The following is a 20778-nucleotide window of genomic DNA, read 5'->3' as shown; positions in this document are numbered from 1 at the left end:
CTGCCGATAGCTTAAACTCTTTGTCGTAGGTTCTTCTTGTTTGTCCCATCTTAGTGTTCTCCTATATTTGTTTTAATTTAAATATAGTTGCTTTTCTGTCTGTCTACAAGATGGGGGCAAGATCACATTAAATTCTCTTATTGAATCTATTACACTATCATATGTGTCTTCATTTATTCTGCTCAGTAATTTTTCTTTGGCTTCTTCCGGGAGCGTTTGGGAATGCACTAAATTACATAAAAATAAGGCTATCAATAATAGCTTTACCATACCTTGCATAATTTATTCTCCTACTCTTGTTTTCTAATTTAGTAACAGCTTCATATAATTTAAATCTTATTGCATTGTCAATTGCATCTAAATACTTATTACTATTTAGACTATCGAGATTAGAAAGAATTTTATTTTTTTTCTTCTTCTGTAAGCGCTTTTTGAGCGAACAAATCATTGAACTGAATAAAAATCAATATTACCGCTATTAATGCACCGACAGTTTTCATTAACATTTTATTATACCAGATTTTTTTCGCTTATATTTACGAATAACACAATTACTTTATCATTATAAAATCATATAACTCTCTCAGCCGACCATTTATTATCATCTATCGTTTTGGGGATTCCGGATAAATTTTGCGTGTAAATAGCCCTCATATAATAGCGTCGATTAATGTTAGAGTTAAGTTATTTTAATATGGCGTAATTATCAAGCGGAGAATTTTAAGCGGAATTGTACTGGAGAAATGAAAGAGGCTGTCTTCAATAAGACAGCCTCCGTTTTAACAATCAATAGTTTTTCAATTCGTGCGTAAGTTTTGTAATGGCTTCTTTTGCGTCGCCAAAATACATCAAAGTATTCGGATAGAAAAAGAGTTCGTTGTCGATGCCCGCATATCCTACATTCAGCGACCGTTTATTGATTACTACTGTTTTTGCATAATCGACGTTGAGTATTGGCATGCCGTAAATCGGACTGTTTTTATCGTGGCGCGCCGCAGGATTGACGACGTCGTTTGCGCCTATTATAAGCGCAATGTCGGTATTCGGGAAGTCGTCGTTTATTTCTTCCATAGCCAGCATTTTGTCGTACGGTATATTAGCTTCCGCCAGCAGCACGTTCATGTGTCCGGGCATTCTGCCTGCCACGGGGTGAATTGCAAATCTGACTTTTTTCCCTTTCGATTCGAGTAAATTGAACAAATCCCTAACGGCATGTTGAGCCTGAGCAACCGCCATTCCGTATCCGGGTACGATTATTATCGATTCTGCGGCGTCGAAAATCATTGCGAGTTCCTCCGCGTCGACCGATTTAACCTGACCTTTCGGGCTTTCGCCTGCAGCTGCCGGTCCCGCCGCTCCCGCCGATTCCCAACCGCCGAGAACAACATTCATCAAAGAACGATTCATGCCTTTGCACATAATATTCGTAAGAATTATTCCCGAAGCTCCCACGAGGGCGCCCGCAATTATCAATTCATTGTTCTGCAATACGAATCCGGTTGCCGAGGCAGCCAGTCCCGAATACGAGTTCAACAATGAAATAGCTACCGGCATATCGGCTCCGCCGATCGGCAGTACGAGCAGAACTCCGAGGAGTAACGAAACTCCGCCGATACCGAGCACAAGCCATTCCAATTCGGGTTCCATTACAAAATAAACTCCGCCCGCAATAACAAGCAGCAGAAGCAGAGCGTTCAGAGGGTGCTGCATCGGATATCTTACGACTTTTCCCGTTACAATTCCCTGAAGCTTTCCGAATGCAATCAACGAACCGGTAAATGTAACGCCGCCGATCAAAATACTCAATACAAGCGTAATATTCGTTTGAGTGTCGTGCGTAAACATGGCAAAGTTGACCACTTTATAATATTCCGAAAAGGCAACGAGCATCGAAGCACCGCCGCCGAAACCGTTGAGCAATCCTACCATCTGCGGCATTCCCGTCATCGGCACTTTAAGAGCCATAACAGAACCGATTAGAGCGCCTATTACGAATCCGATTATTATCCATTCGTATGTCAAAACATGCTGATCGAGCAGAGTTACTACGATTGCTATAAACATACCCAGAGCCGAAAGAAAGTTGCCCTTTCTTGCGGTCTTGGGCGAACTCAAATTTTTAATTCCGAAGATGAAGAGGACGGAAGATATCAAATAAGCAATTTCTATAAAGATTCTCATTTTTCAGCTCACTTTTTTTTGAACATTTTTAACATTCTGTCGGTCACCAGAAATCCGCCGACAACGTTGATGGTAGCAAATATCATTGCCGCCATACCCAGAATTGTGCTGATTGTAAATTCTTCGAGTCCCGCGCTTAAAATGGCGCCTACGATCGTAATACCCGATATAGCATTCGAGCCGGACATCAACGGCGTGTGAAGCGTCGGCGGAACTTTTGTAATCAATTCGAAGCCGACGAATATCGCCAATACAAAAACATAAATCAGCATTAATAAACCTAAACTTTCCATTATTGTAACCTCTTATTTAATTATTGAATTAATGCCTTTGTTCTTTCGTGCACAACCTGACCGTCCTTAACGATAGTCGCGCCGCCAATTATTTCGTCTTCCATATTATGATTGAATTGCCCTTCCTTGCTCGTATAATCGATCAGATTCAACAGATTCTTTGAATACATTTCGCTGGCGTGATACGGCACCAGGCTCGGCAAATTCGATTCCCCGATAATCGTCACGTCGTACTTGACAACGGTTTTTCCTTTTTCGCTTATTTCGCAATTGCCTCCGAATTCGACTGCCATATCGAGAACCACGGAACCGGGGCGCATATTTTTAACCATCTCTTCCGTCACTAAAGTCGGAGCTTTTTTACCCGGTATGAGAGCGGTTGTAATAACTATGTCCGCCTCGGTTATATGTTTGAAGATCAATTCTTTTTGCTTTCTGAGAAATTCTTCCGATTGTTCTTTGGCATATCCGCCGGAGTCCTGCATCGATTCGTCTGTCGGGACTTCGATAAATTTGCCGCCTAAACTCTGAACTTCTTCTTTAACCTGAGGTCGTACGTCGGATACTTCTACGACGGCGCCCAGGCGTTTTGCGGTTCCGAGCGCGGATAGTCCCGCCACACCGGCTCCCATTATAACTACTTTGGCAGGCGATATCGTTCCTGCGGCAGTCATCATCATCGGGAATATTTTATGCAGATGATTTGCAGCCAGTATAACGCTTTTATAGCCGGCGATGTTTGCCTGCGAACTGAGAGCGTCCATACGCTGAGCCAATGTAGTCCTCGGTATGGCGTCCATCGATATTACGTTAATTCCGAGTTCTGCCGCTTTTTTTGCTACTTCGGGAAAATGGAGCGAATAGAAAAACGAAATTAAGAGGGTTCCCTTTTTCATTAATTCGAGTTCGTGTTTTCCCTTTTCGGGATGCTCGACGGGCCGTTGAACTTTAACTACTATATCCGCCTGAGAATAGAGTGACTCGAGATTGTCGATCAGTCCGGCTCCGGCTTCTTTATACTTTTCGTCCGGAAAGCCTGCTCGCATTCCCGCTCCGCTCTCGACGATCACTTTGAATCCTTTTTTAATAAGCCGGGAAGCTACATCGGGAATTAGCGCCACTCTGTTCTCGCCCGCCATTATCTCTTTTGGAACAGCTATTACCACTTTATCTCTCCTGTTTATTTTTATTAGCATAACTAATTTAATAATTACTCGATAGAAGACAAATCAAAATTGCAATTGAAAAAAAATTAAATGAGATAGAAGAATTTGATATCCGATTTCTTGACAATCATACATCGAAGTATTATTTTGCTCACAAATTTTTTGAAGACTAATGCTTACTGAATTCGGAAAAATTCTCATATTTATTTTATTTGCCGCAATCTTTGTAATAATAACATTGTTTGTGGCAAAAATCGTCAGGCCTAACCGACCGACTTTCGAGAAATTGAAAATCTACGAATGCGGTGAAAATCCTGAAGGCTCGCCATGGGTTAAATTTAATATCCGCTTTTACGTCGTAGCTCTTATATTTCTAATATTCGACGTCGAAGTTGTTTTACTCTTTCCCTGGGCGCTGGTTTACAAGGATCTGGGCTTCTACGGTTTCCTTGTAGGAATTATATTTTTGTTGCTGCTCGTTCTAGGTATGGCTTACGAATGGCGCAAAGGCGACCTCGAATGGGCTCGTCCCAAACCCAAACCGCCTAGACTCAACGAAATCCTGAAAAATAAGAACGACTGACCATGGGTATATTAGATAAAGAATTTTCTGACGGAAATATTGTAATAACAAAAGTAGAAGATTTATTCAACTGGGCGCGTCTGTCTTCTATCTGGCAATTGGGCTTCGGTCTTGCCTGTTGCGCAATTGAAATGATGGCTACTTCCGCGTCCCACTACGATTTCGACCGTTTCGGCGTTATTCCAAGAAACACTCCCCGTCAGGCAGACGCTATTATTATCTCCGGCACCGTTACGCTCAAAATGGCTACTCGCATCAAACGCCTTTACGAGCAAATGCCCGAACCGAAATATATTATTTCGATGGGAAGCTGCGCCAACTGCGGCGGACCGTACTGGGATCACGGTTATCACGTTTTGAAAGGAGTCGACCGCGTAATTCCCGTCGACGTTTATGTGCCGGGATGCCCTCCCCGTCCTGAAGCGCTGCTGGAAGGTTTGCTTAAATTACAGGAAAAAATCAGACACGAATCATTAACCAAGAAGCGAGCATGAAAAATCCGGAAGAAATTTTCGATGTCTTAAAGAATCAGTTCGGCGACGATATACTCGGTATCGAGAAGGAGCAACCGACCGAGCCGATTATCTCCGTTACCCCGTCTTCAGTCGATAAAGTTTGCCTTTTCCTGAGAGATAATGAAGAACTAAAGTTCGACAGTTTAATGAACTTATCCGGAGTAGACGACGCAAACGGCGAAAAAGTTAAAGACGAAGACGGCGGCGAAATAATTAAAGGCGGCACTTTAAGCGTTTATTACCATCTCTATTCAATTGAACACAAACACAAAATCACACTCAAAACATCAACACCTCGGGAAGAACCCCGGGTCGAATCAGTTGAATCCGTTTGGAAAACCGCTAATTGGCACGAACGGGAAGCTTACGATATGTTAGGGATAATCTTTAATAATCATCCGGATCTGCGCAGAATTCTGATGCCTTACGACTGGGACGCCGGTTATCCCCTAAGAAAAGACTATAAGAATCCTGAATTTTATCAAGGAATGAAAGTTCCTTATTAACAATAAAACTGACAGAATATGGCTCTGAAAACCGAAACCATGATATTGAATATGGGTCCGCAGCACCCTTCCACTCACGGTGTGCTCAGACTCGAACTCGAACTCGAAGGCGAACTAATCGTTGACGTAAAACCGCATATCGGTTACCTGCACAGATGCTTCGAAAAACACGCCGAAGCAATGACTTATCCTCAGGTAATTCCGTATACCGACCGCATGGACTATCTTGCTTCGATGTACAATAATTTCGGTTATGTGATTGCAGTCGAAAAATTACTCGGTATCGAAGTGCCCGAAAGAGTTGAATATATTCGCGTCATTATGGGCGAACTCCAAAGAATTGCTTCGCACCTGGTTGCTATCGGAACATTCGGACTCGATATCGGAGCTTTTACACCCTTTCTCTACTGTTTCCGCGACCGCGAAAAAATTCTAAGCCTTTTCGAAATGACATGCGGCGCGCGACTACTCTATAATTATATGTGGGTAGGCGGTCTCTCGCACGATATCCATCCCGACTTTGTGCGGCTTACAAAAGAATTTATAAAAGAATTCAGACCGACAATAAAAGAGCTCAACGATTTACTCTCGTACAATAAAATTTTTATCGAAAGGACAGCCAACATCGGCGTGCTGCCTCTCGATACCGCTATAAATTACGGCGTTACAGGTCCTAGTCTCAGAGGAAGCGGACTTGCGTTCGATTTACGCAAGGACGAACCGTATTCGATCTACGACAGATTCGAATTCGACGTTCCCGTCGGGCAGGGACTGATGGGGACTGTGGGCGACTGCTGGGACAGATACTATGTGCGCGTGCTCGAAATGGAACAGAGTCTCCGAATTATCGAGCAGGCAATCGACAAAATCCCCGAAGGCGACGTTCAATCGGCTATCCCGCGCAGAATCAAGCCTCCGGTCGGAACGGTTTATCAGCGAGTAGAAAATCCGAGAGGCGAACTCGGCTATTTCATTATAAGCGACGGCTCTACAAATCCGTTCAGAGTCAAAGTTAGAGCTCCTTCCTTCGTCAATCTGGAAGTGCTCGGCGAACTCTGCAAAGGACATCTGGTTGCGGATGTTATCGCAATTTTAGGCAGTATTGATATAGTATTAGGCGAGGTGGACAGATAATGTATCAAGCGCTCTACAATTTAACCGGAAATGCCATTATATCGACATTGATTGTCGCACTTGTACCCTTAACCATCATTCTGCTCTATGCATTATTTGCTATCTGGCTCGAGCGTAAAGTATCGGCGCATATGCAGGACAGATTGGGACCGATGCGTACCGGCTGGCACGGGTGGCTTCAGACGATTGCCGACATGCTCAAGATGATTCAAAAAGAAGACACAATTGCCGCAGAAGCCGACAAGAAATTGTTCAATATAGCGCCGGTGCTCGTCTTTGCAGGTTCTTTTGCCGCTTTTGCCGCTATCCCCTTTTCAAGCGCAATCATAGGAAGCGAAATCGAAGTAGGCTTATTTTATATAATCGCTATATCCTCGCTCGTTGTAGCGGGAATTTTAATGGCGGGATGGTCTTCCAACAATAAATATTCATTGCTCGGAGCGATGCGTTCTGCAGCACAGATAGTAAGTTATGAAATTCCGACGGCTTTAGTCGTACTTACGATGGTTATGTATACGGGAACTCTCAGCCTCGATAAAATTAGTCAACAGCAAACCGCTTATTTCTGGAATTGGAATCTTTTCGGAGGACCGGAATTCGGCATAACTAAGTTTATTTTGATTCCTTTCATGTTTGTGGCGTTTATAATTATGTTTATCAGCACATTGGCTGAAGTCAATCGTACTCCTTTCGACATTCCCGAAGCCGAATCGGAACTGGTTGCGGGATATTTCACGGAATATTCAGGCATGAAATGGGGTATGTTTATGCTTTCGGAATACGCCAATATGTTCGCCGTTTCGGCTATCGTATCCATCCTGTTTTTAGGCGGATATCAATCGCCTTTCGGATACCTGGGCAACACGCTGGGAGCCGAATGGCTCGTTCCGTTTGAACAATTATTCTGGTTCGTGTCAAAAACTTTATTCTTTGTGTTCGTTCAGATGTGGTTGAGGTGGACGCTGCCTCGTTTGCGCGTCGACCAATTGATGACCGTATGCTGGAAATATCTTATACCTTATGCCGTGGCAAATTTAATAATTGTAGGAATAGTCACATTACTATAAACAAAGCGATCGGGTAATGAAAGAATATTTGAAAAATACATGGCAAGCGCTTTATACCGTGCTGGTGGGAATGAAAATTACTTTAAAACATCTTTTCACGCCCGCCGTTACAATCCAATATCCGGACGTAAAAGTTCCTCTTCCCGAACGAGTAAGAAACCGACTTTATGTAAATATTGACGACTGTATCGGATGCGACCAATGTTCTAGAGCTTGTCCCGTGAGTTGTATTACGATCGAGACCGTAAAAGCCGTTCCGGGCGAAGATCTGGGGACGACTTCCAACGGGAAGAAAAAAGCATTGTGGGTTACGCAGTTCGACATCGACTTTGCAAAATGTTGTTACTGTCAGTTGTGCGTTTTTCCCTGCCCCACGGAATGTATTTATATGACGGACGTATATGAATTTTCGGAATACGACAGACGCAATTTGGTTTATCATTTTTCGAACTTAACTGAAGAAGAAGCTGCAGAAAAGAAAGCTAATTTCGAAAAGTTTCAGGCTGAAAAAGAAGCCCAGAAAGCCGCTGCAGCAAAACAAAAAGAAGACAAAAATCCGAGTTGATATGAGTTATTTCGACATTATATTTTACTTGTTCGCCATTATTACCGTCGCTTCGGCTTTCATTGTCGTTACGACGCGGAATATTGTCTACTCGGCTTACAGCCTGTTATTAACTTTATTCGGCATATCGGGAATTTATGTCCTTCTCGGCGCCGACTTTCTGGCGGTTGTGCAAATAATGGTCTACGTCGGCGGAATTTTAATTCTGTTGCTCTTCGGCGTAATGCTAACGAATAAAATAACAAGCGTCGATATCAGAACCGGCGCGGTTCACCTTTTGCCGGCTGCAATAAGCAGCGGAGTTTTGTTGGGAATTCTCTGGGCTGTTATGACTTGGACGGACTGGAAAACTTACGACGCTCAAATTCCTTCGACAACAATTTTCGGTCTGGGCAAAATTCTGATTACAAATTACGTATTGATATTCGAATTGCTGGCTATACTTCTGCTTGTAGCCCTTATCGGCGCGGCTTCGATAGCTCGCAGAGAAGAATCGGAAGAAAACAATTAATATTTGGTAAATTATATGCACGTAGGTTTAACACATTTTTTGGTAGTAAGCGCAATTTTATTCACGCTCGGTATTTACGGCATCGTCACGCGTAAGAATGCCGTCATGGTTTTAATGGGTATTGAATTGATACTTAACGCCGCCAATATAAACTTTGTGGCTTTTGCCCGTTACGGAAATTTCGGATTGAGCGGACAGGTAATCGCTCTCTTTATAATTATACTGGCAGCGGCCGAAGCTGCAATCGCTCTGGCTATTGTTTTGAATATCTATAAAACATTTTCAAATGTAAACGTAGACGAAATCGACAAATTAAAAGAATGATTATGACAGAATCTTTATTAGTAAATCTATCGGTAATTATACTCTTTTTGCCGTTGCTCGGTTTTACAACCCTTATCTTTTTCGGTAAAAAGATTCCCAAACTTTATCTTTTCGAAGTTGGCATTCTCTTCGGAGCGTTGTTATTATCGATAATCGTAATGTACGGTAAGTTGGCTTATTTTATAGATTCGGATATCATTTCGAAATTCACATGGATAACGTTCGGAGCCGCTCCCCTTTCGGGCAATGTGAACATCGAACTCGGAATTAAGATCGACAATCTTACCGTAATAATGTTGTTCGTGGTCAATCTTATCAGTTCCCTGGTGCATCTTTATTCAATCGAATATATGCGCGGCGACAAGAGATACACGCGCTACTTTGCTTATCTCGGAATTTTTACTTTCTCTATGCTCGGCATAGTGCTTACGGACAATATTCTGATGATGTACATCTTCTGGGAACTTGTCGGTCTGTCGTCTTATTTGTTAATCGGGTTCTGGTTCGAAAAGAAATCGGCGGCCGACGCTTCCAAAAAGGCTTTTATCGTCAATCGCGTCGGCGATATCGGTATGTTCCTTGGAATTTTGATACTCTTTTTCAATTATAAAACGTTCTCGTTCGACTCGATCTTTTCACAAATTTCTTCGGGCATTTTGCCCTTCGGCAGCGAAGCTTGGCTTACAGCCGCTGGAATCTTAGTGTTTATGGGCGCAGTCGGCAAATCCGCTCAGTTCCCTCTGCATGTGTGGCTTCCCGACGCAATGGAGGGCCCTACACCCGTGAGCGCGTTGATACATGCCGCTACGATGGTTGCAGCGGGCGTTTATCTCGTTACCAGGATATTTGTGATGTTAACCGCCGACGCAATGCTTGTAATTGCAGTAATCGGCGCGTTTACAGCCTTTATAGCAGCCACAATTGCAATAACTCAAAACGACATTAAAAAAGTTCTGGCTTATTCGACGATTTCTCAGCTCGGCTATATGATAATGTCGCTCGGCGTTGGCGCTTATGCATTCGCCTTTTTCCATCTCGTTACTCATGCGTTTTTCAAGGCATGTTTGTTCCTCGGTTCAGGCTCCGTTATTCACGCCATGCATCACGAGCAGGATATTCGCCATATGGGCGGACTCCGTAAAAAAATGCCGATTACTTACATTACGTTTTTAATCTCCACGCTTGCAATTTCGGGAGTGCCTTTAACATCGGGATTTTTAAGCAAAGACGGAATTCTTGCCGGTACGCTCGTATTCGGCAAATTGACAGGTCACTGGTTAATTCCTTTCTTCGGGTTTACAGTAGCGGCTTTAACGGCATTCTATATGTTCAGACTGGTAATCTTAACTTTTCACGGCGAGCCGCGCGACAGGCATAAATACGATCACGCGCACGAATCTCCTTTCGTAATGGCAGCGCCGCTCGTAGTTCTAGCCGTTCTGTCCATTTTCATTTTCTATACGCCCAATCCTTTTGCTCCGGATGCCGGATGGTTCTTGGGAAACTGGGTGAAAACTCCGGAACAGGTAACGCCGCATACAACCCGTTTTGATTTTATGATTCCCGCGGAAACCGAGGCTCACGGTCATTCCGAAATCGTTAATTCGGAATTATATACGGAGACAATGCACTGGGCTCATTATCCCGCAATGATAATGTCGTTGTTGCTCGGCGGATTGGGAATTCTTATTGCTTTTGTTTTCTATCAATGGCGTAAGATTGACGTTGACAAGTTGACCGAGAAAATAAAACCGGTTTACAATTTTTCGCTAAACAAATGGTATATCGACGAACTCTACGAAGCCACGTTTATCGGTCAAACATTGAATTTCAGCAAAGCGCTCGCCTGGTTCGACAATAATATAGTCGACGGAATTGTAAACGGTTCGGCTTATGTTACCCGTTTCGTATCAAAACTAAGCGGACTTTTCGATACATACGTCGTAGACGGGTTGGTAAATTTTTCCGCTTTCTTCAGCGGTTTCCTCGGATTGACTTTCAAGAAACTTCAGACAGGCAAAGTTCAGACTTATGTTGTACTGGTGGTATTCTCGGTAATAATTTTATTGTTTTTCTTTAAACCGTTTTAGATTACTGATTAATTAAAAATTAAAAAAACAGGTTATTAGATATGGTGGGATTTCCGATACTTTCATTAATAACATTTCTCCCGATTGCCGGGATGATAATAATACTCTTTTTGCCAAAGGATAAACAAAATTCCATTCGCTATACGACTTTGGCAATAACCGCTCTGCAGGTTGTGCTGGCAATTATTCTCCTGAGCAATTACAATTATTCGGCAGCGGGAGTGTTCGAAGAGAAATCTTTCCAATTCATAGAAAAATTCAGATGGATTGAAATAACAGGAATTTCATGGCTCGGAACCGTTAAAATCGACTATTTCCTCGGCATCGACGGAATTAGTATGCCGATGGTTCTTTTGACCGCGATCATTTCATTTATCGCTACAATTTCTTCCTGGAACATCGAAAAATCGGTCAAAGGTTATTTCGCGCTCTTTTTACTGCTCGACACCGGTATGATGGGTGTTTTTGTCGCGCTCGATTTCTTTTTATTCTACATTTTCTGGGAATTGATGCTTTTACCGATGTACTTTTTGATCGGCATCTGGGGCGGTCCCCGAAAAGAATATGCGGCTATTAAGTTCTTTATCTATACATTGTTCGGCAGCGTCTTCATGCTCCTTGTTATGATAGGTCTCTATTTCAGCGCAACCGAAACATTGGCTGACGGATCGAAAGTTTTCACTTTCAACTTGCTGGCATTGATGAATCAAAGCAATTTTACGCCGGACGGCATTCTCTCTCCTTTCAATCCGCATAATCTGAGATTCATAGCTTATCTGGCGTTGTTTGTCGGTTTTGCGATAAAAATACCGATGTTCCCCTTCCACACGTGGCTGCCCGACGCTCACGTAGAAGCGCCTACGCCTATTTCGGTTATCCTTGCCGGCGTTCTCTTGAAGATGGGCACATACGGTATTTTGAGAATCAGCTACCCGATCTTTCCGGAAATAACTAAAGATTTGATCTGGTATATTGCCCTCTTCGGAATGATAAATATTATTTACGGAGCTCTCGTTGCATTGGCGCAAAAGGACTTCAAAAAGTTAATAGCTTATTCTTCGATTTCTCACATGGGTTATGTATTGCTCGGAATGGCATCGTTGACTTCGACAGGAATTAACGGCGCTATTCTACAGATGTTCAATCACGGTACAATTACGGCAATGCTCTTCTTGATTGTAGGCGTTGTATACGACAGAGCTCACACACGCGGCATTTACGATTTCGGCGGACTTGCCGCTCAAATGCCGGTCTATTCCGGATTTGTGACAGTGGCGTTCTTTGCCGCAATCGGACTGCCCGGATTGAGCGGATTTATTTCCGAGGCGCTTGTATTCGTAGGCGCTTTCAGCGTCGATTTAATTCGAATACTTACGATTATTTCCACGCTCGGAATTCTGCTCGGCGCCGGTTATATGCTCTGGACATTGCAAAGAATTTTCCTGGGACCGTTGAACGAAAAATGGGCTTCGCTGCCCGATCTGGATAAACGCGAATACATTATGTTCGTGCCTCTTTCTTTGATAATTATTTTCCTGGGAGTTTATCCTTCGGCAATGCTCGACATTATGAATACATCCGTAAATACTCTGGTTAATTTTATTCATTCTAACGTTTCGACCACATTAAGCGGGTTTTAAACATTGATGGAAATGACAAATTTATATCAATCGTTAAATTTAATTTTACCTGAACTGGTTCTTTCGGTTGTATTTGTAATTCTGATTGCAGCCGATTTGATATATCATAATAATAAAGCGCCGGTTAAATTTATTGCCCTTGCCGGAATCATTGTTTCCTTCTTCATTTTATTATTCAATTTCGATTCTTCCGGTTTTGCTTTTATTTTCAACGGCACAATCAGGAATTACGGTCTTGTGGCAGTCGATTCTTTCGGGCACTTTTTCAAACTGCTCGTTCTTTTGTCGTCATTGTTCATAGTATTATTTTCGTTTTCATCGGTCGAATTAAAAGAAGCCGAAAAAAGAATCGGCGAATATTATGCTTTGATTTACGGTATGATTATCGGAATGTTTTTCATGATTTCCGCTTCCGATTTAATTCTGATTTATTTGTCAATGGAACTCCTGTCGTTATCTTCCTATGTTCTTGCAGGCTTTTTGAAATTGAGAGAACGAAACAGCGAAGCTTCGCTGAAATATTTGATATACGGAGCCGTTTCGTCAGGCTTAATGTTGTTCGGCATTTCAATTTTATACGGTATGACAGGCAGCACGAACCTTTATGTAATTAATTCTCTCATACAGGGACCGAACATCAATCTCTTAACGTTATCATTTGCGGTAATCTTGATATTTGCCGGTATCGGATATAAAATTTCTTCGGCGCCTTTCCATTTCTGGACTCCGGACGTTTACGAAGGCGCACCCGTAACAATTACAGCTTTTCTGTCGGTTGCAAGCAAAGCCGCAGGCTTCGCGCTTTTAATCCGTTTTATAAAAACAACATTCGTTTCTTATACCGATGCAAGCGGCGCATGGAATCTGATTAACGTTTTCGATTGGCAATCCGTGCTTATAGTAATCTCAATCCTTACAATGACCCTGGGTAACTTTTCCGCTCTCTGGCAGGATAATCTCAAAAGAATGCTGGCTTATTCGAGTATAGCACATGCCGGCTACATGCTGCTAGGCGTACTCGTATTTTCCAATCAGGGTTTACTCGCCGTATTAATCTATTTTGCGTTTTATCTGATAATGAATCTCGGCGCTTTTCTCGTCGTCATGTTGATTGCCAATAAAATAGGCACAGAGGATATCAATTCCTACAACGGATTGGGATACACTTCTCCTCTTTTGAGCGTGTCGCTGGCAATTTTTCTTGTATCGCTTACGGGCATACCTCCTACAGCGGGATTTATCGGCAAACTCTATCTTTTTATCGCGTTGGTAGACGCCAAGATGATTGCAGTCGCCGTAATTGCGCTTCTCAACACCGTTGTTTCGCTTTACTACTACGTCCGCGTACTTAAGCATATGTATCTGGTTAAACCGGAACCCGACACTCCGGCTATTAAACCGAATTTGATCGAAACAGTAATTGTGCTGGCACTTGCCGTTCCGGTTATTTTATTCGGTATTTACTTCCAGCCGGTGGTAGATTTTGCAAAAAGCTGCCTGGTTATACTCGGCATCTGATAATATTCGGATCTAACAATTATTATGTAACAGATATCTTCCCTATTTAAGAAACAAGGGACAACTCCGATTCATCATGGTTTATTAACCAAACCGACGGTTTTATATCTTGAATAGAAAATTTATATTTATTCTCGTTCTGTCGTTTTGTGTTATTAATAATACTTCCGCACAGGAATTCGGCAAATTACCGCCCTTCACTAAATGGTATCAGAATCCTCTCGGTGTCAGTCCGGTTTCATTACATACTGCAAACGGAATCATATTGCCCGCTGTTGCGGCAGGCGCAGTTTTGATTTTTACAAGCGTTGATTCAACCCTTACGCATAAATTAAGCATTTACGGAGATTTCGGATATACCAAAGGGTATTACGGCAGCTTTTCCGATCTTTTTCACTCCAATGTTGGCATTAATTTCATGTTGAGAAAATATATGTCCGTTGGAATAGAAATAACTCAAGCGCATGTTTCCGATAATATAAATAATACTTCCGGCTTCGGCATAAGACCATTTTTCAGATTCTATCCTTACTACCGAGACAGTTTCAAATTCTTTTTCTCAAGCGGAGTGGGATTGATCTATTTTGCGGATAATTTTCCGAAACCGTCGGGCTTTTTCGGCGACATGCGGGAAGGGACTCGTCTCAACGGTTGCCCAAAGTACGGCATCGGAGCCGAATTTAAGATTTACAATTCATTTATGTTCGTCGTCGGAATCTGGCACGCGCACTTTTCAAACGGAAATTATTACGGTTCGGAACGCAATCCCGGTCACGACAGCAACGGTTTTTCGGTCGGATTGACGTATTTCCCTACGAATAATCGATAACCATTTTTCCGGTTTTTCGACATTTTATTTTCCTCCGTTTAGATATTGCACGTTAACGCATAAAAAAGGCGGTACTCTTAATAGAGAGAACCGCCCCTTGATAAAAAGAATATTTTATTTCTTAAAGAATGTGAAATACTACGGTAAATCCCGACATTACGATGGCAACCATGCTCATTAATTTAATAAGAATGTTAAGGCTGGGACCGGAAGTATCTTTGAAAGGATCGCCTACGGTATCGCCGATAACAGCGGCTTTGTGAGCTTCGGAACCTTTACCGCCGAGATGTCCTTCCTCGATATATTTCTTTGCGTTATCCCATGCGCCGCCGGAATTAGCCATGAAAATTGCGAGCACGAATCCCGCGCCGAGACCGCCGACCAATAATCCCATAACGCCGGATACGCCGAAAATAATACCGGTTACAATCGGAGCAAGGATGGCGAGCATCGACGGAAGCACCATTTCGTGTTGAGCTCCTTTAGTCGATATTGCAACGCAGCTTGCATAATCAGGTTCGGCTTTGCCTTCGAGAATGCCTTTGATTTCTCTGAATTGACGGCGCACTTCGTCGACCATTTTACCTGCCGCCCTGCCGACTGCGTTCATTGTAAGACCGCAGAACATAAACGCCATCATCGAACCGATAAATACTCCTATCAAAACATTCGGATTCATCAGATTGATGTTGTAATAATTCATAAAATCCATTATTGAAGCTCTTTGCGTCTCTATTGTTTCGCCGCCGATTTCGAGAACTGTTTGACCGGCTCTAATCAAACCGATTTTAACTTCTTCAACGTAGGAAGCCAACAGAGCCAGAGCAGTCAGTGCAGCCGATCCGATAGCAAAGCCTTTTCCCGTAGCCGCGGTTGTATTTCCGAGAGCGTCCAGCGCGTCGGTTCTTTTACGAACTTCTGGACCGAGACCGCTCATTTCCGCATTACCGCCCGCATTATCTGCAATCGGTCCGTATGCGTCGGTTGCAAGTGTAATACCGAGCGTCGAAAGCATTCCGACTGCGGCAATACCGATGCCGTAAAGTCCCATATTAATATTTGTTATGTCAAATCCTGTGGCAAACAAGAATGCTAGAATAATACCGACCGCTACGGCAAGAACAGGAATTGCAGTCGATAACATTCCTACGCCTAAACCGGAAATGATAACCGTAGCGGGACCGGTTTGAGCAGAATCGGCTATCTTCTGAGTCGGTTTATACGAATGCGATGTATAATATTCGGTTGCTTTTCCTATAACAATACCCGTAACGAGACCAGTAACGATCGAACCCCAGATGCCCCATGCATTTTCAAGTCCGAGTAATTTTACAATAACAAGCGAAAAAACAACTATAAGAACCGAGCTGAAATTAATACCGCGCGATAACGAATTCAATAAATCTTTTTGCGTTGCGTCTTCTTTAGTTCTTACGACAAAAATACCGACAATCGAAAGAATAATACCGACTGCCGCTACGAGCATCGGCGCCAAAACAGCTTTCATTTGTAAATCAGGGGCGTCTATGAATGCAGCCGCTCCAAGAGCCGCGGTAGCCAGAATCGAACCGCAATACGATTCATAAAGGTCTGCGCCCATTCCGGCCACGTCTCCAACATTGTCGCCTACGTTATCGGCAATTGTTGCTGGATTCCGCGGATCGTCTTCCGGAATTCCGGCTTCTACTTTACCGACAAGGTCGGCGCCTACGTCTGCAGCTTTTGTAAAAATACCGCCTCCCACTCTTGCAAAAAGCGCCTGTGTGGAAGCTCCCATTCCGAAAGTCAACATTGTAGTCGTTACAACTACCAAATTATGAGCGTCGGTAGCAGCCGGATAGACTGCATTTAAGATCAGGAACCAGATTGAAATGTCGAGCAAACCGAGACCGACTACTACAAGTCCCATTACCGCGCCGCTTCTGAATGCAACGCGAAGCCCTTTATTTAATGATTCCTTTGCGGCATTAGCCGTACGCGCAGATGCGTATGTAGCGGTTTTCATTCCGAAAAATCCGGACAAACCCGAGAAGAAACCGCCCGTGATAAACGCAAAAGGAACCCATGGATTCTGCACATTGAAACCATATGCAAGAATCAAAAAGATTACCATTATAACGAGGAAAAAGATTCCGACAACTTTATACTGTTGTCTCAGATATGCCATAGCTCCCTCACGCACATAAGAAGCTATGCTTTTCATTTTGTCGGTGCCTTCGCTTTCTTTCATCATTTGTGAAAAGAAAAACCAGGCGAATCCGAGAGCCAGAATAGAGGAAACGGGAACAAGCCAAAATATACTACTTACCATAGTTACTCCAACTATTGTTGTTAGAAATAGTTAATTCTTGAATCTCCCCCATCTTACTATGAACCTATTTATATATTTTGGTGTTTAATCTATTTTGAAAATAACATATTACACAAAATTATAAAAAAATTAGGATAAATTTAACTTCTTTTTTTATTCGCATCATTTTTTTAGTTTACGGCTCGATAATTATTAAATTTTTAAGGAGTTAATATGAATTGTCTGGACGAATTGAAGAACTCGAAAGTAATATTTCTCAATTTTATGAAAGGCAAATATCCGATCGAAGAGAAATCGAATATATTCCTCAGAGATTTACAATACGCTATAAAAGCATACTTCGAATCGAAAGGCAAAAAGCTTTCTTACACCGAGTCGGAAAAATTAGCCTACGATTTTGCGGATTATCTCGTAGGCGAAAATATTTTGAAAAAAATTTCCAATAACGCCTGGTTTTTGAATTTTTTGCCGTCTGATAATGTTACAGATACAGCAGCATGAAATTAGAAAGGGTTTCTAATATGACTACCGAAACAAACATTAAATCGGAAATAGATATAACTGAAAAAGCCATCAATGAGGTTAACAGACTTAAAAAGGAAAATAATATTCCGGATACGCACGGACTCCGTGTCGGAGTTAAAGGCGGAGGCTGTTCAGGCTTGACTTATCAACTCGGATTCGACGCCGAACCGAAAGAAGGCGACGCAGTTATCGAAAAAGGCGGCTTGAAATTATACATAGACGGCAAAAGCCTCTTTTATCTGAGCGGCACTGTGCTCGATTTCAGCGACGGTTTGAACGGCAGAGGATTTGTTTTCAATAATCCGAATGCAAAGAAAACCTGCGGCTGCGGCGAATCGTTCGGAGTGTAAATTCAGAGGGTTATAATGGAACGAAGAAAATTTCTTTCGGCGCTGGGAATCTTTTCCTTAACGCCAATCATAAATAAATTTGATAATTTTTCAAATAATAATATCATTAACAACAGGAGTAAAAATATTATGAGTAAATTCGAATTACCGGCATTGCCATACGCCTTCGACGCTTTGGAACCGTATATAGATGCGCGCACAATGGAAATACATCACGACAAACATCATGCGGGCTATGTAAATAACCTCAACAAAGCCGTAGAAGGGACGGAATACGAGGGTAAATCTCTCGAAGAGTTATTCAAAACAGTTTCCAAACTTCCGGTTGCCATTCGCAATAACGGCGGCGGACATTATAACCATTCGATGTTCTGGCAGATAATGGGACCGAATAAAGGGGGCGAGCCCACGGGCGCTCTGGCAGACGCAATTAACGGAACTTTCGACTCGTTCGAAAAATTCAAAGAAACATTCAACAATGCGGCTGCGACGCGTTTCGGATCCGGCTGGGCCTGGTTAGTATTGAGCAACGGCAAACTCGTCGTAACATCGACGCCCAATCAGGACAATCCGTTAATGGATGTAGCCGAAGTTCAGGGTTTCCCTGTAATGGGGCTGGACGTATGGGAACATGCCTACTACCTGAAATATCAGAACCGCAGACCGGAATACATCACTAATTGGTGGAACGTCGTAAATTGGGACGAAGTAGCTAAAAGATTCGATTCTGTTAAATAATAAAGGCAAGTATTAACTTTAAAAGGTCATCTCTTTACAGGAGATGACCTTTTTTTATAGATTTCCCGTAAATTTAAGTCTGTTAATGGCGCGCGCCAATGCGGCTTCCGCTCTGGATATGTCGATATCTTTGGAATGACTGCTCAATCTCTCCTTTGCCCTTTGATATGCGCTTTTCGCTCTTTCTACGTCAATCTCTTCCTTCGATTCGAAACTATCGGCAAGAATAAGAACTCGATTATCAAGAACTTCCACAGTACCGCCTCCGGTTGTAAATTCGGAAGTAGTTTCTCCTTGCTTGACTTTAATGCGTCCTATTTCGAAAGAACTCAGAAGAGGAGCGTGATTAAACAGTATCTGGAAACTGCCCAACGTTCCGGGAACTGTTACGGCATTTACCTTTCCTTTATACGCCACTTTCGAAGGCGTAATTATTTCGAGCTCGAATTCTTTCATTTTTGCAATCTTTTTGCTTTTTCAACGGCTTCTTCAATCGTACCAACATAAAGAAACGCCTGTTCGGGAAGGTCGTCGTATTTTCCTTCCAGAATTTCTTTGAAGCTGCGGATTGTATCCTCGAGTTTCACGTATTTACCGGGAGTGCCTGTAAATTGCTCCGCTACGTGGAACGGCTGGCTGAGAAATCTTTGAATTCTTCTGGCGCGTCTGACAATTGTTTTATCTTCTTCCGATAATTCATCCATACCGAGAATATTAATTATATCCTGCAAATCTTTATACGACTGCAAAATTTCTTTTACCTGCTGAGCCACATTATAATGTTCCCATCCGACGATATCAGGCTGAAGAATTCTCGAAGTGGAATCGAGCGGGTCGACTGCGGGATAAATACCGAGTTCCGCTATTTGACGACTCAAAACCGTAGTAGCGTCGAGGTGCGAGAATGCCGTAGCCGGAGCGGGGTCTGTAAGGTCGTCTGCTGGGACATAGATTGCCTGAACGGACGTAATAGAGCCTTTTGATGTCGAAGTAATTCGTTCCTGCAATTCGCCCATTTCCGTCGCCAGGTTAGGCTGATATCCCACCGCCGAGGGCATACGTCCCAACAGCGCCGAAACTTCCGATCCTGCCTGAGTGAAACGGAATATATTATCGATAAATAGGAGAACGTCTCTTCCTTCTTCGTCGCGGAAATATTCTGCAATTGTCAATCCCGTCAATCCGACTCTAAGACGCGCTCCCGGAGGTTCGTTCATCTGACCGAAAATAAGAGCCGTTTTCGACAATACGCCTGATTCTTTCATTTCGAGCCAAAGATCGTTGCCTTCGCGCGTTCTTTCACCAACGCCTGCAAATACAGAGTATCCGCCGTGCTGTTTAGCAATATTATGAATTAATTCCTGTATAATAACCGTTTTTCCGACGCCGGCGCCTCCGAACAAACCGGTTTTACCGCCTTTTGTATAAGGCTCTAAAAGGTCGATAACTTTAATGCCGGTTTCGAACATTTCCTGTTTGGTAGAAAGATTTTCGAATTTAGGCGCATGTCGGTGAATCGGGTATTTCTTTTCTGATTTAATTTCGCCAAGTCCGTCAATTCCTTCGCCGATCACGTTAATCAATCGTCCCAAAGTTTCCGGTCCGACGGGAACGGAAATCGGATTTCCGGTATCGTATGCTTTCATTCCCCTTACAAGCCCGTCCGTAGTATCCATTGCAACGGTTCTTACGCGGCTTTCGCCCAAATGCTGTTGAACTTCGACTATAAGTTCGTCTTCCTTGCCTTCCAGATTGGTTCTTGGGATTTTAATTGCATTGTAAATTTCGGGTAAATGTCCGTCCTCAAAGTCGATATCGACAACAGGACCGATAACCTGAACGATAATTCCTTCTTTCAAAGCCATTTTTTATCTACCTATTTTGAAAAATTTTGATGTTAAAATTAGCAAGAATCCGTCTAAATTCCAAAAA

At 42.8% G+C, this 20778-nt stretch carries 21 protein-coding genes; 15 read left to right on the top strand and 6 right to left on the bottom strand.

Translation table 11 applies throughout. The features are described 5' to 3' along the window. Positions 1-786: 786 nt before the first annotated feature. The 3 genes from ACOYVE_RS05540 to ACOYVE_RS05530 are packed head-to-tail and all read right to left on the bottom strand — an operon-like array spanning position 787 to position 3640. Entirely contained in the window at positions 787-2181 is a 1395-nt protein-coding gene (locus tag ACOYVE_RS05540) for an NAD(P)(+) transhydrogenase (Re/Si-specific) subunit beta (RefSeq protein WP_422881178.1), read from the bottom strand. Positions 2182-2189: 8 nt separating this feature from the next. Beyond that, on the bottom strand, positions 2190-2474 hold the full coding sequence (locus ACOYVE_RS05535) for an NAD(P) transhydrogenase subunit alpha (RefSeq protein WP_014857041.1): 285 nt from the start codon (positions 2472-2474) through the stop codon (positions 2190-2192). A 20-nt stretch (positions 2475-2494) separates the two neighbouring features. Next, positions 2495-3640: a Re/Si-specific NAD(P)(+) transhydrogenase subunit alpha gene (locus ACOYVE_RS05530; RefSeq protein WP_014857040.1), complete on the bottom strand. Its 1146-nt coding sequence runs from the start codon at positions 3638-3640 to the stop codon at positions 2495-2497. Positions 3641-3812: 172 nt separating this feature from the next. On the opposite strand from ACOYVE_RS05530, the gene ACOYVE_RS05525 reads away from it, so the two are divergent. The 12 genes from ACOYVE_RS05525 (at position 3813) to ACOYVE_RS05470 (ending at position 14922) form a co-directional block, all read left to right on the top strand. Beyond that, complete coding sequence (locus ACOYVE_RS05525; protein ID WP_014857039.1) at positions 3813-4223, top strand: NADH-quinone oxidoreductase subunit A; 411 nt, start codon at positions 3813-3815, stop codon at positions 4221-4223. A 2-nt stretch (positions 4224-4225) separates the two neighbouring features. Further along, entirely contained in the window at positions 4226-4717 is a 492-nt protein-coding gene (locus tag ACOYVE_RS05520) for an NADH-quinone oxidoreductase subunit B (protein WP_014857038.1), read from the top strand. Beyond that, positions 4714-5244, top strand: coding sequence for an NADH-quinone oxidoreductase subunit C (locus tag ACOYVE_RS05515; RefSeq protein WP_014857037.1), 531 nt, complete (start codon positions 4714-4716; stop codon positions 5242-5244). Before ACOYVE_RS05520 ends, ACOYVE_RS05515 begins: the two co-directional genes overlap by 4 nt. A gap of 18 nt (positions 5245-5262) precedes the next feature. Then, complete coding sequence (locus ACOYVE_RS05510) at positions 5263-6378, top strand: NADH-quinone oxidoreductase subunit D (protein ID WP_014857036.1); 1116 nt, start codon at positions 5263-5265, stop codon at positions 6376-6378. After that, positions 6378-7445 carry an NADH-quinone oxidoreductase subunit NuoH gene (nuoH, locus tag ACOYVE_RS05505; RefSeq protein ID WP_422881174.1) on the top strand — a complete coding sequence of 356 codons (1068 nt, stop codon included), beginning with the start codon at positions 6378-6380 and terminating at the stop codon, positions 7443-7445. The genes ACOYVE_RS05510 and nuoH overlap by 1 nt, the downstream gene beginning before the upstream one ends. 16 nt (positions 7446-7461) lie before the next feature. Beyond that, positions 7462-8010: a NuoI/complex I 23 kDa subunit family protein gene (locus ACOYVE_RS05500; RefSeq protein ID WP_014857034.1), complete on the top strand. Its 549-nt coding sequence runs from the start codon at positions 7462-7464 to the stop codon at positions 8008-8010. Between the two features lies 1 nt (position 8011). Continuing rightward, the gene (locus ACOYVE_RS05495) at positions 8012-8521 is read left to right on the top strand and encodes an NADH-quinone oxidoreductase subunit J (RefSeq protein ID WP_014857033.1); all 510 of its coding nucleotides are present in this window, start codon (positions 8012-8014) and stop codon (positions 8519-8521) included. A gap of 15 nt (positions 8522-8536) precedes the next feature. Further along, positions 8537-8845 (top strand): NADH-quinone oxidoreductase subunit NuoK, encoded by a 309-nt coding sequence (gene nuoK, locus ACOYVE_RS05490; protein WP_041356078.1) that lies wholly within the window; start codon positions 8537-8539, stop codon positions 8843-8845. Then, positions 8842-10935 carry an NADH-quinone oxidoreductase subunit L gene (gene nuoL / locus ACOYVE_RS05485; protein ID WP_014857031.1) on the top strand — a complete coding sequence of 698 codons (2094 nt, stop codon included), beginning with the start codon at positions 8842-8844 and terminating at the stop codon, positions 10933-10935. The genes nuoK and nuoL overlap by 4 nt, the downstream gene beginning before the upstream one ends. A gap of 41 nt (positions 10936-10976) precedes the next feature. Then, positions 10977-12575: a complex I subunit 4 family protein gene (locus ACOYVE_RS05480; RefSeq protein ID WP_014857030.1), complete on the top strand. Its 1599-nt coding sequence runs from the start codon at positions 10977-10979 to the stop codon at positions 12573-12575. 6 nt (positions 12576-12581) lie between these two features. Next, positions 12582-14093 (top strand): NADH-quinone oxidoreductase subunit N, encoded by a 1512-nt coding sequence (locus ACOYVE_RS05475; protein WP_014857029.1) that lies wholly within the window; start codon positions 12582-12584, stop codon positions 14091-14093. Positions 14094-14202: 109 nt separating this feature from the next. Next, on the top strand, positions 14203-14922 hold the full coding sequence (locus tag ACOYVE_RS05470; RefSeq protein ID WP_422881172.1) for a hypothetical protein: 720 nt from the start codon (positions 14203-14205) through the stop codon (positions 14920-14922). 121 nt (positions 14923-15043) lie between these two features. Here the strand turns inward: ACOYVE_RS05470 and ACOYVE_RS05465 are convergent, their stop codons facing one another. Next, positions 15044-17233, bottom strand: a complete 2190-nt coding sequence (locus ACOYVE_RS05465) for a sodium-translocating pyrophosphatase (protein ID WP_014857027.1) — start codon at positions 17231-17233, stop codon at positions 15044-15046. 213 nt (positions 17234-17446) lie between these two features. Here ACOYVE_RS05465 and ACOYVE_RS05460 point away from each other — a divergent pair, with 213 nt between their 5' ends. The 3 genes from ACOYVE_RS05460 (at position 17447) to ACOYVE_RS05450 (ending at position 18846) form a co-directional block, all read left to right on the top strand. After that, entirely contained in the window at positions 17447-17734 is a 288-nt protein-coding gene (locus tag ACOYVE_RS05460) for a hypothetical protein (RefSeq protein ID WP_014857026.1), read from the top strand. Continuing rightward, positions 17731-18108 carry a HesB/IscA family protein gene (locus ACOYVE_RS05455; RefSeq protein WP_226990955.1) on the top strand — a complete coding sequence of 126 codons (378 nt, stop codon included), beginning with the start codon at positions 17731-17733 and terminating at the stop codon, positions 18106-18108. The genes ACOYVE_RS05460 and ACOYVE_RS05455 overlap by 4 nt, the downstream gene beginning before the upstream one ends. Positions 18109-18237: 129 nt before the next feature. Continuing rightward, the gene (locus ACOYVE_RS05450; protein ID WP_041356616.1) at positions 18238-18846 is read left to right on the top strand and encodes a superoxide dismutase; all 609 of its coding nucleotides are present in this window, start codon (positions 18238-18240) and stop codon (positions 18844-18846) included. 54 nt (positions 18847-18900) lie between these two features. On the opposite strand, the gene ACOYVE_RS05445 is transcribed toward ACOYVE_RS05450, so the two are convergent. Together ACOYVE_RS05445 and atpD are read right to left on the bottom strand one after the other, a co-directional pair. Continuing rightward, positions 18901-19302 carry a F0F1 ATP synthase subunit epsilon gene (locus ACOYVE_RS05445; protein ID WP_014857023.1) on the bottom strand — a complete coding sequence of 134 codons (402 nt, stop codon included), beginning with the start codon at positions 19300-19302 and terminating at the stop codon, positions 18901-18903. Beyond that, positions 19299-20711 carry a F0F1 ATP synthase subunit beta gene (gene atpD / locus ACOYVE_RS05440; RefSeq protein ID WP_014857022.1) on the bottom strand — a complete coding sequence of 471 codons (1413 nt, stop codon included), beginning with the start codon at positions 20709-20711 and terminating at the stop codon, positions 19299-19301. Before atpD ends, ACOYVE_RS05445 begins: the two co-directional genes overlap by 4 nt. Between the last annotated feature and the right edge of the window lie 67 nt (positions 20712-20778).

This window comes from Melioribacter sp., assembly GCF_049325435.1.
In the GTDB taxonomy this organism is placed as follows: domain Bacteria; phylum Bacteroidota; class Ignavibacteria; order Ignavibacteriales; family Melioribacteraceae; genus Melioribacter; species Melioribacter roseus.
The sequence above is the reverse complement of the archived record's forward strand: the minus strand, read 5'-3'. Positions and strand labels throughout refer to the sequence as shown.

Bases quoted from the DNA above. Each gene is read 5' to 3' on its own strand.
- ACOYVE_RS05540 (WP_422881178.1), bottom strand. From the start codon at position 2,181: ATGAGAATCTTTATAGAAATTGCTTATTTGATATCTTCCGTCCTCTTC.
- ACOYVE_RS05535 (WP_014857041.1), bottom strand. From the start codon at position 2,474: ATGGAAAGTTTAGGTTTATTAATGCTGATTTATGTTTTTGTATTGGCG.
- ACOYVE_RS05525 (WP_014857039.1), top strand. From the start codon at position 3,813: ATGCTTACTGAATTCGGAAAAATTCTCATATTTATTTTATTTGCCGCA.
- ACOYVE_RS05520 (WP_014857038.1), top strand. From the start codon at position 4,226: ATGGGTATATTAGATAAAGAATTTTCTGACGGAAATATTGTAATAACA.
- ACOYVE_RS05515 (WP_014857037.1), top strand. From the start codon at position 4,714: ATGAAAAATCCGGAAGAAATTTTCGATGTCTTAAAGAATCAGTTCGGC.
- ACOYVE_RS05510 (WP_014857036.1), top strand. From the start codon at position 5,263: ATGGCTCTGAAAACCGAAACCATGATATTGAATATGGGTCCGCAGCAC.
- nuoH (WP_422881174.1), top strand. From the start codon at position 6,378: ATGTATCAAGCGCTCTACAATTTAACCGGAAATGCCATTATATCGACA.
- ACOYVE_RS05500 (WP_014857034.1), top strand. From the start codon at position 7,462: ATGAAAGAATATTTGAAAAATACATGGCAAGCGCTTTATACCGTGCTG.
- ACOYVE_RS05495 (WP_014857033.1), top strand. From the start codon at position 8,012: ATGAGTTATTTCGACATTATATTTTACTTGTTCGCCATTATTACCGTC.
- nuoK (WP_041356078.1), top strand. From the start codon at position 8,537: ATGCACGTAGGTTTAACACATTTTTTGGTAGTAAGCGCAATTTTATTC.
- nuoL (WP_014857031.1), top strand. From the start codon at position 8,842: ATGATTATGACAGAATCTTTATTAGTAAATCTATCGGTAATTATACTC.
- ACOYVE_RS05480 (WP_014857030.1), top strand. From the start codon at position 10,977: ATGGTGGGATTTCCGATACTTTCATTAATAACATTTCTCCCGATTGCC.
- ACOYVE_RS05475 (WP_014857029.1), top strand. From the start codon at position 12,582: ATGGAAATGACAAATTTATATCAATCGTTAAATTTAATTTTACCTGAA.
- ACOYVE_RS05465 (WP_014857027.1), bottom strand. From the start codon at position 17,233: ATGGTAAGTAGTATATTTTGGCTTGTTCCCGTTTCCTCTATTCTGGCT.
- ACOYVE_RS05460 (WP_014857026.1), top strand. From the start codon at position 17,447: ATGAATTGTCTGGACGAATTGAAGAACTCGAAAGTAATATTTCTCAAT.
- ACOYVE_RS05455 (WP_226990955.1), top strand. From the start codon at position 17,731: ATGAAATTAGAAAGGGTTTCTAATATGACTACCGAAACAAACATTAAA.
- ACOYVE_RS05450 (WP_041356616.1), top strand. From the start codon at position 18,238: ATGAGTAAATTCGAATTACCGGCATTGCCATACGCCTTCGACGCTTTG.
- ACOYVE_RS05445 (WP_014857023.1), bottom strand. From the start codon at position 19,302: ATGAAAGAATTCGAGCTCGAAATAATTACGCCTTCGAAAGTGGCGTAT.
- atpD (WP_014857022.1), bottom strand. From the start codon at position 20,711: ATGGCTTTGAAAGAAGGAATTATCGTTCAGGTTATCGGTCCTGTTGTC.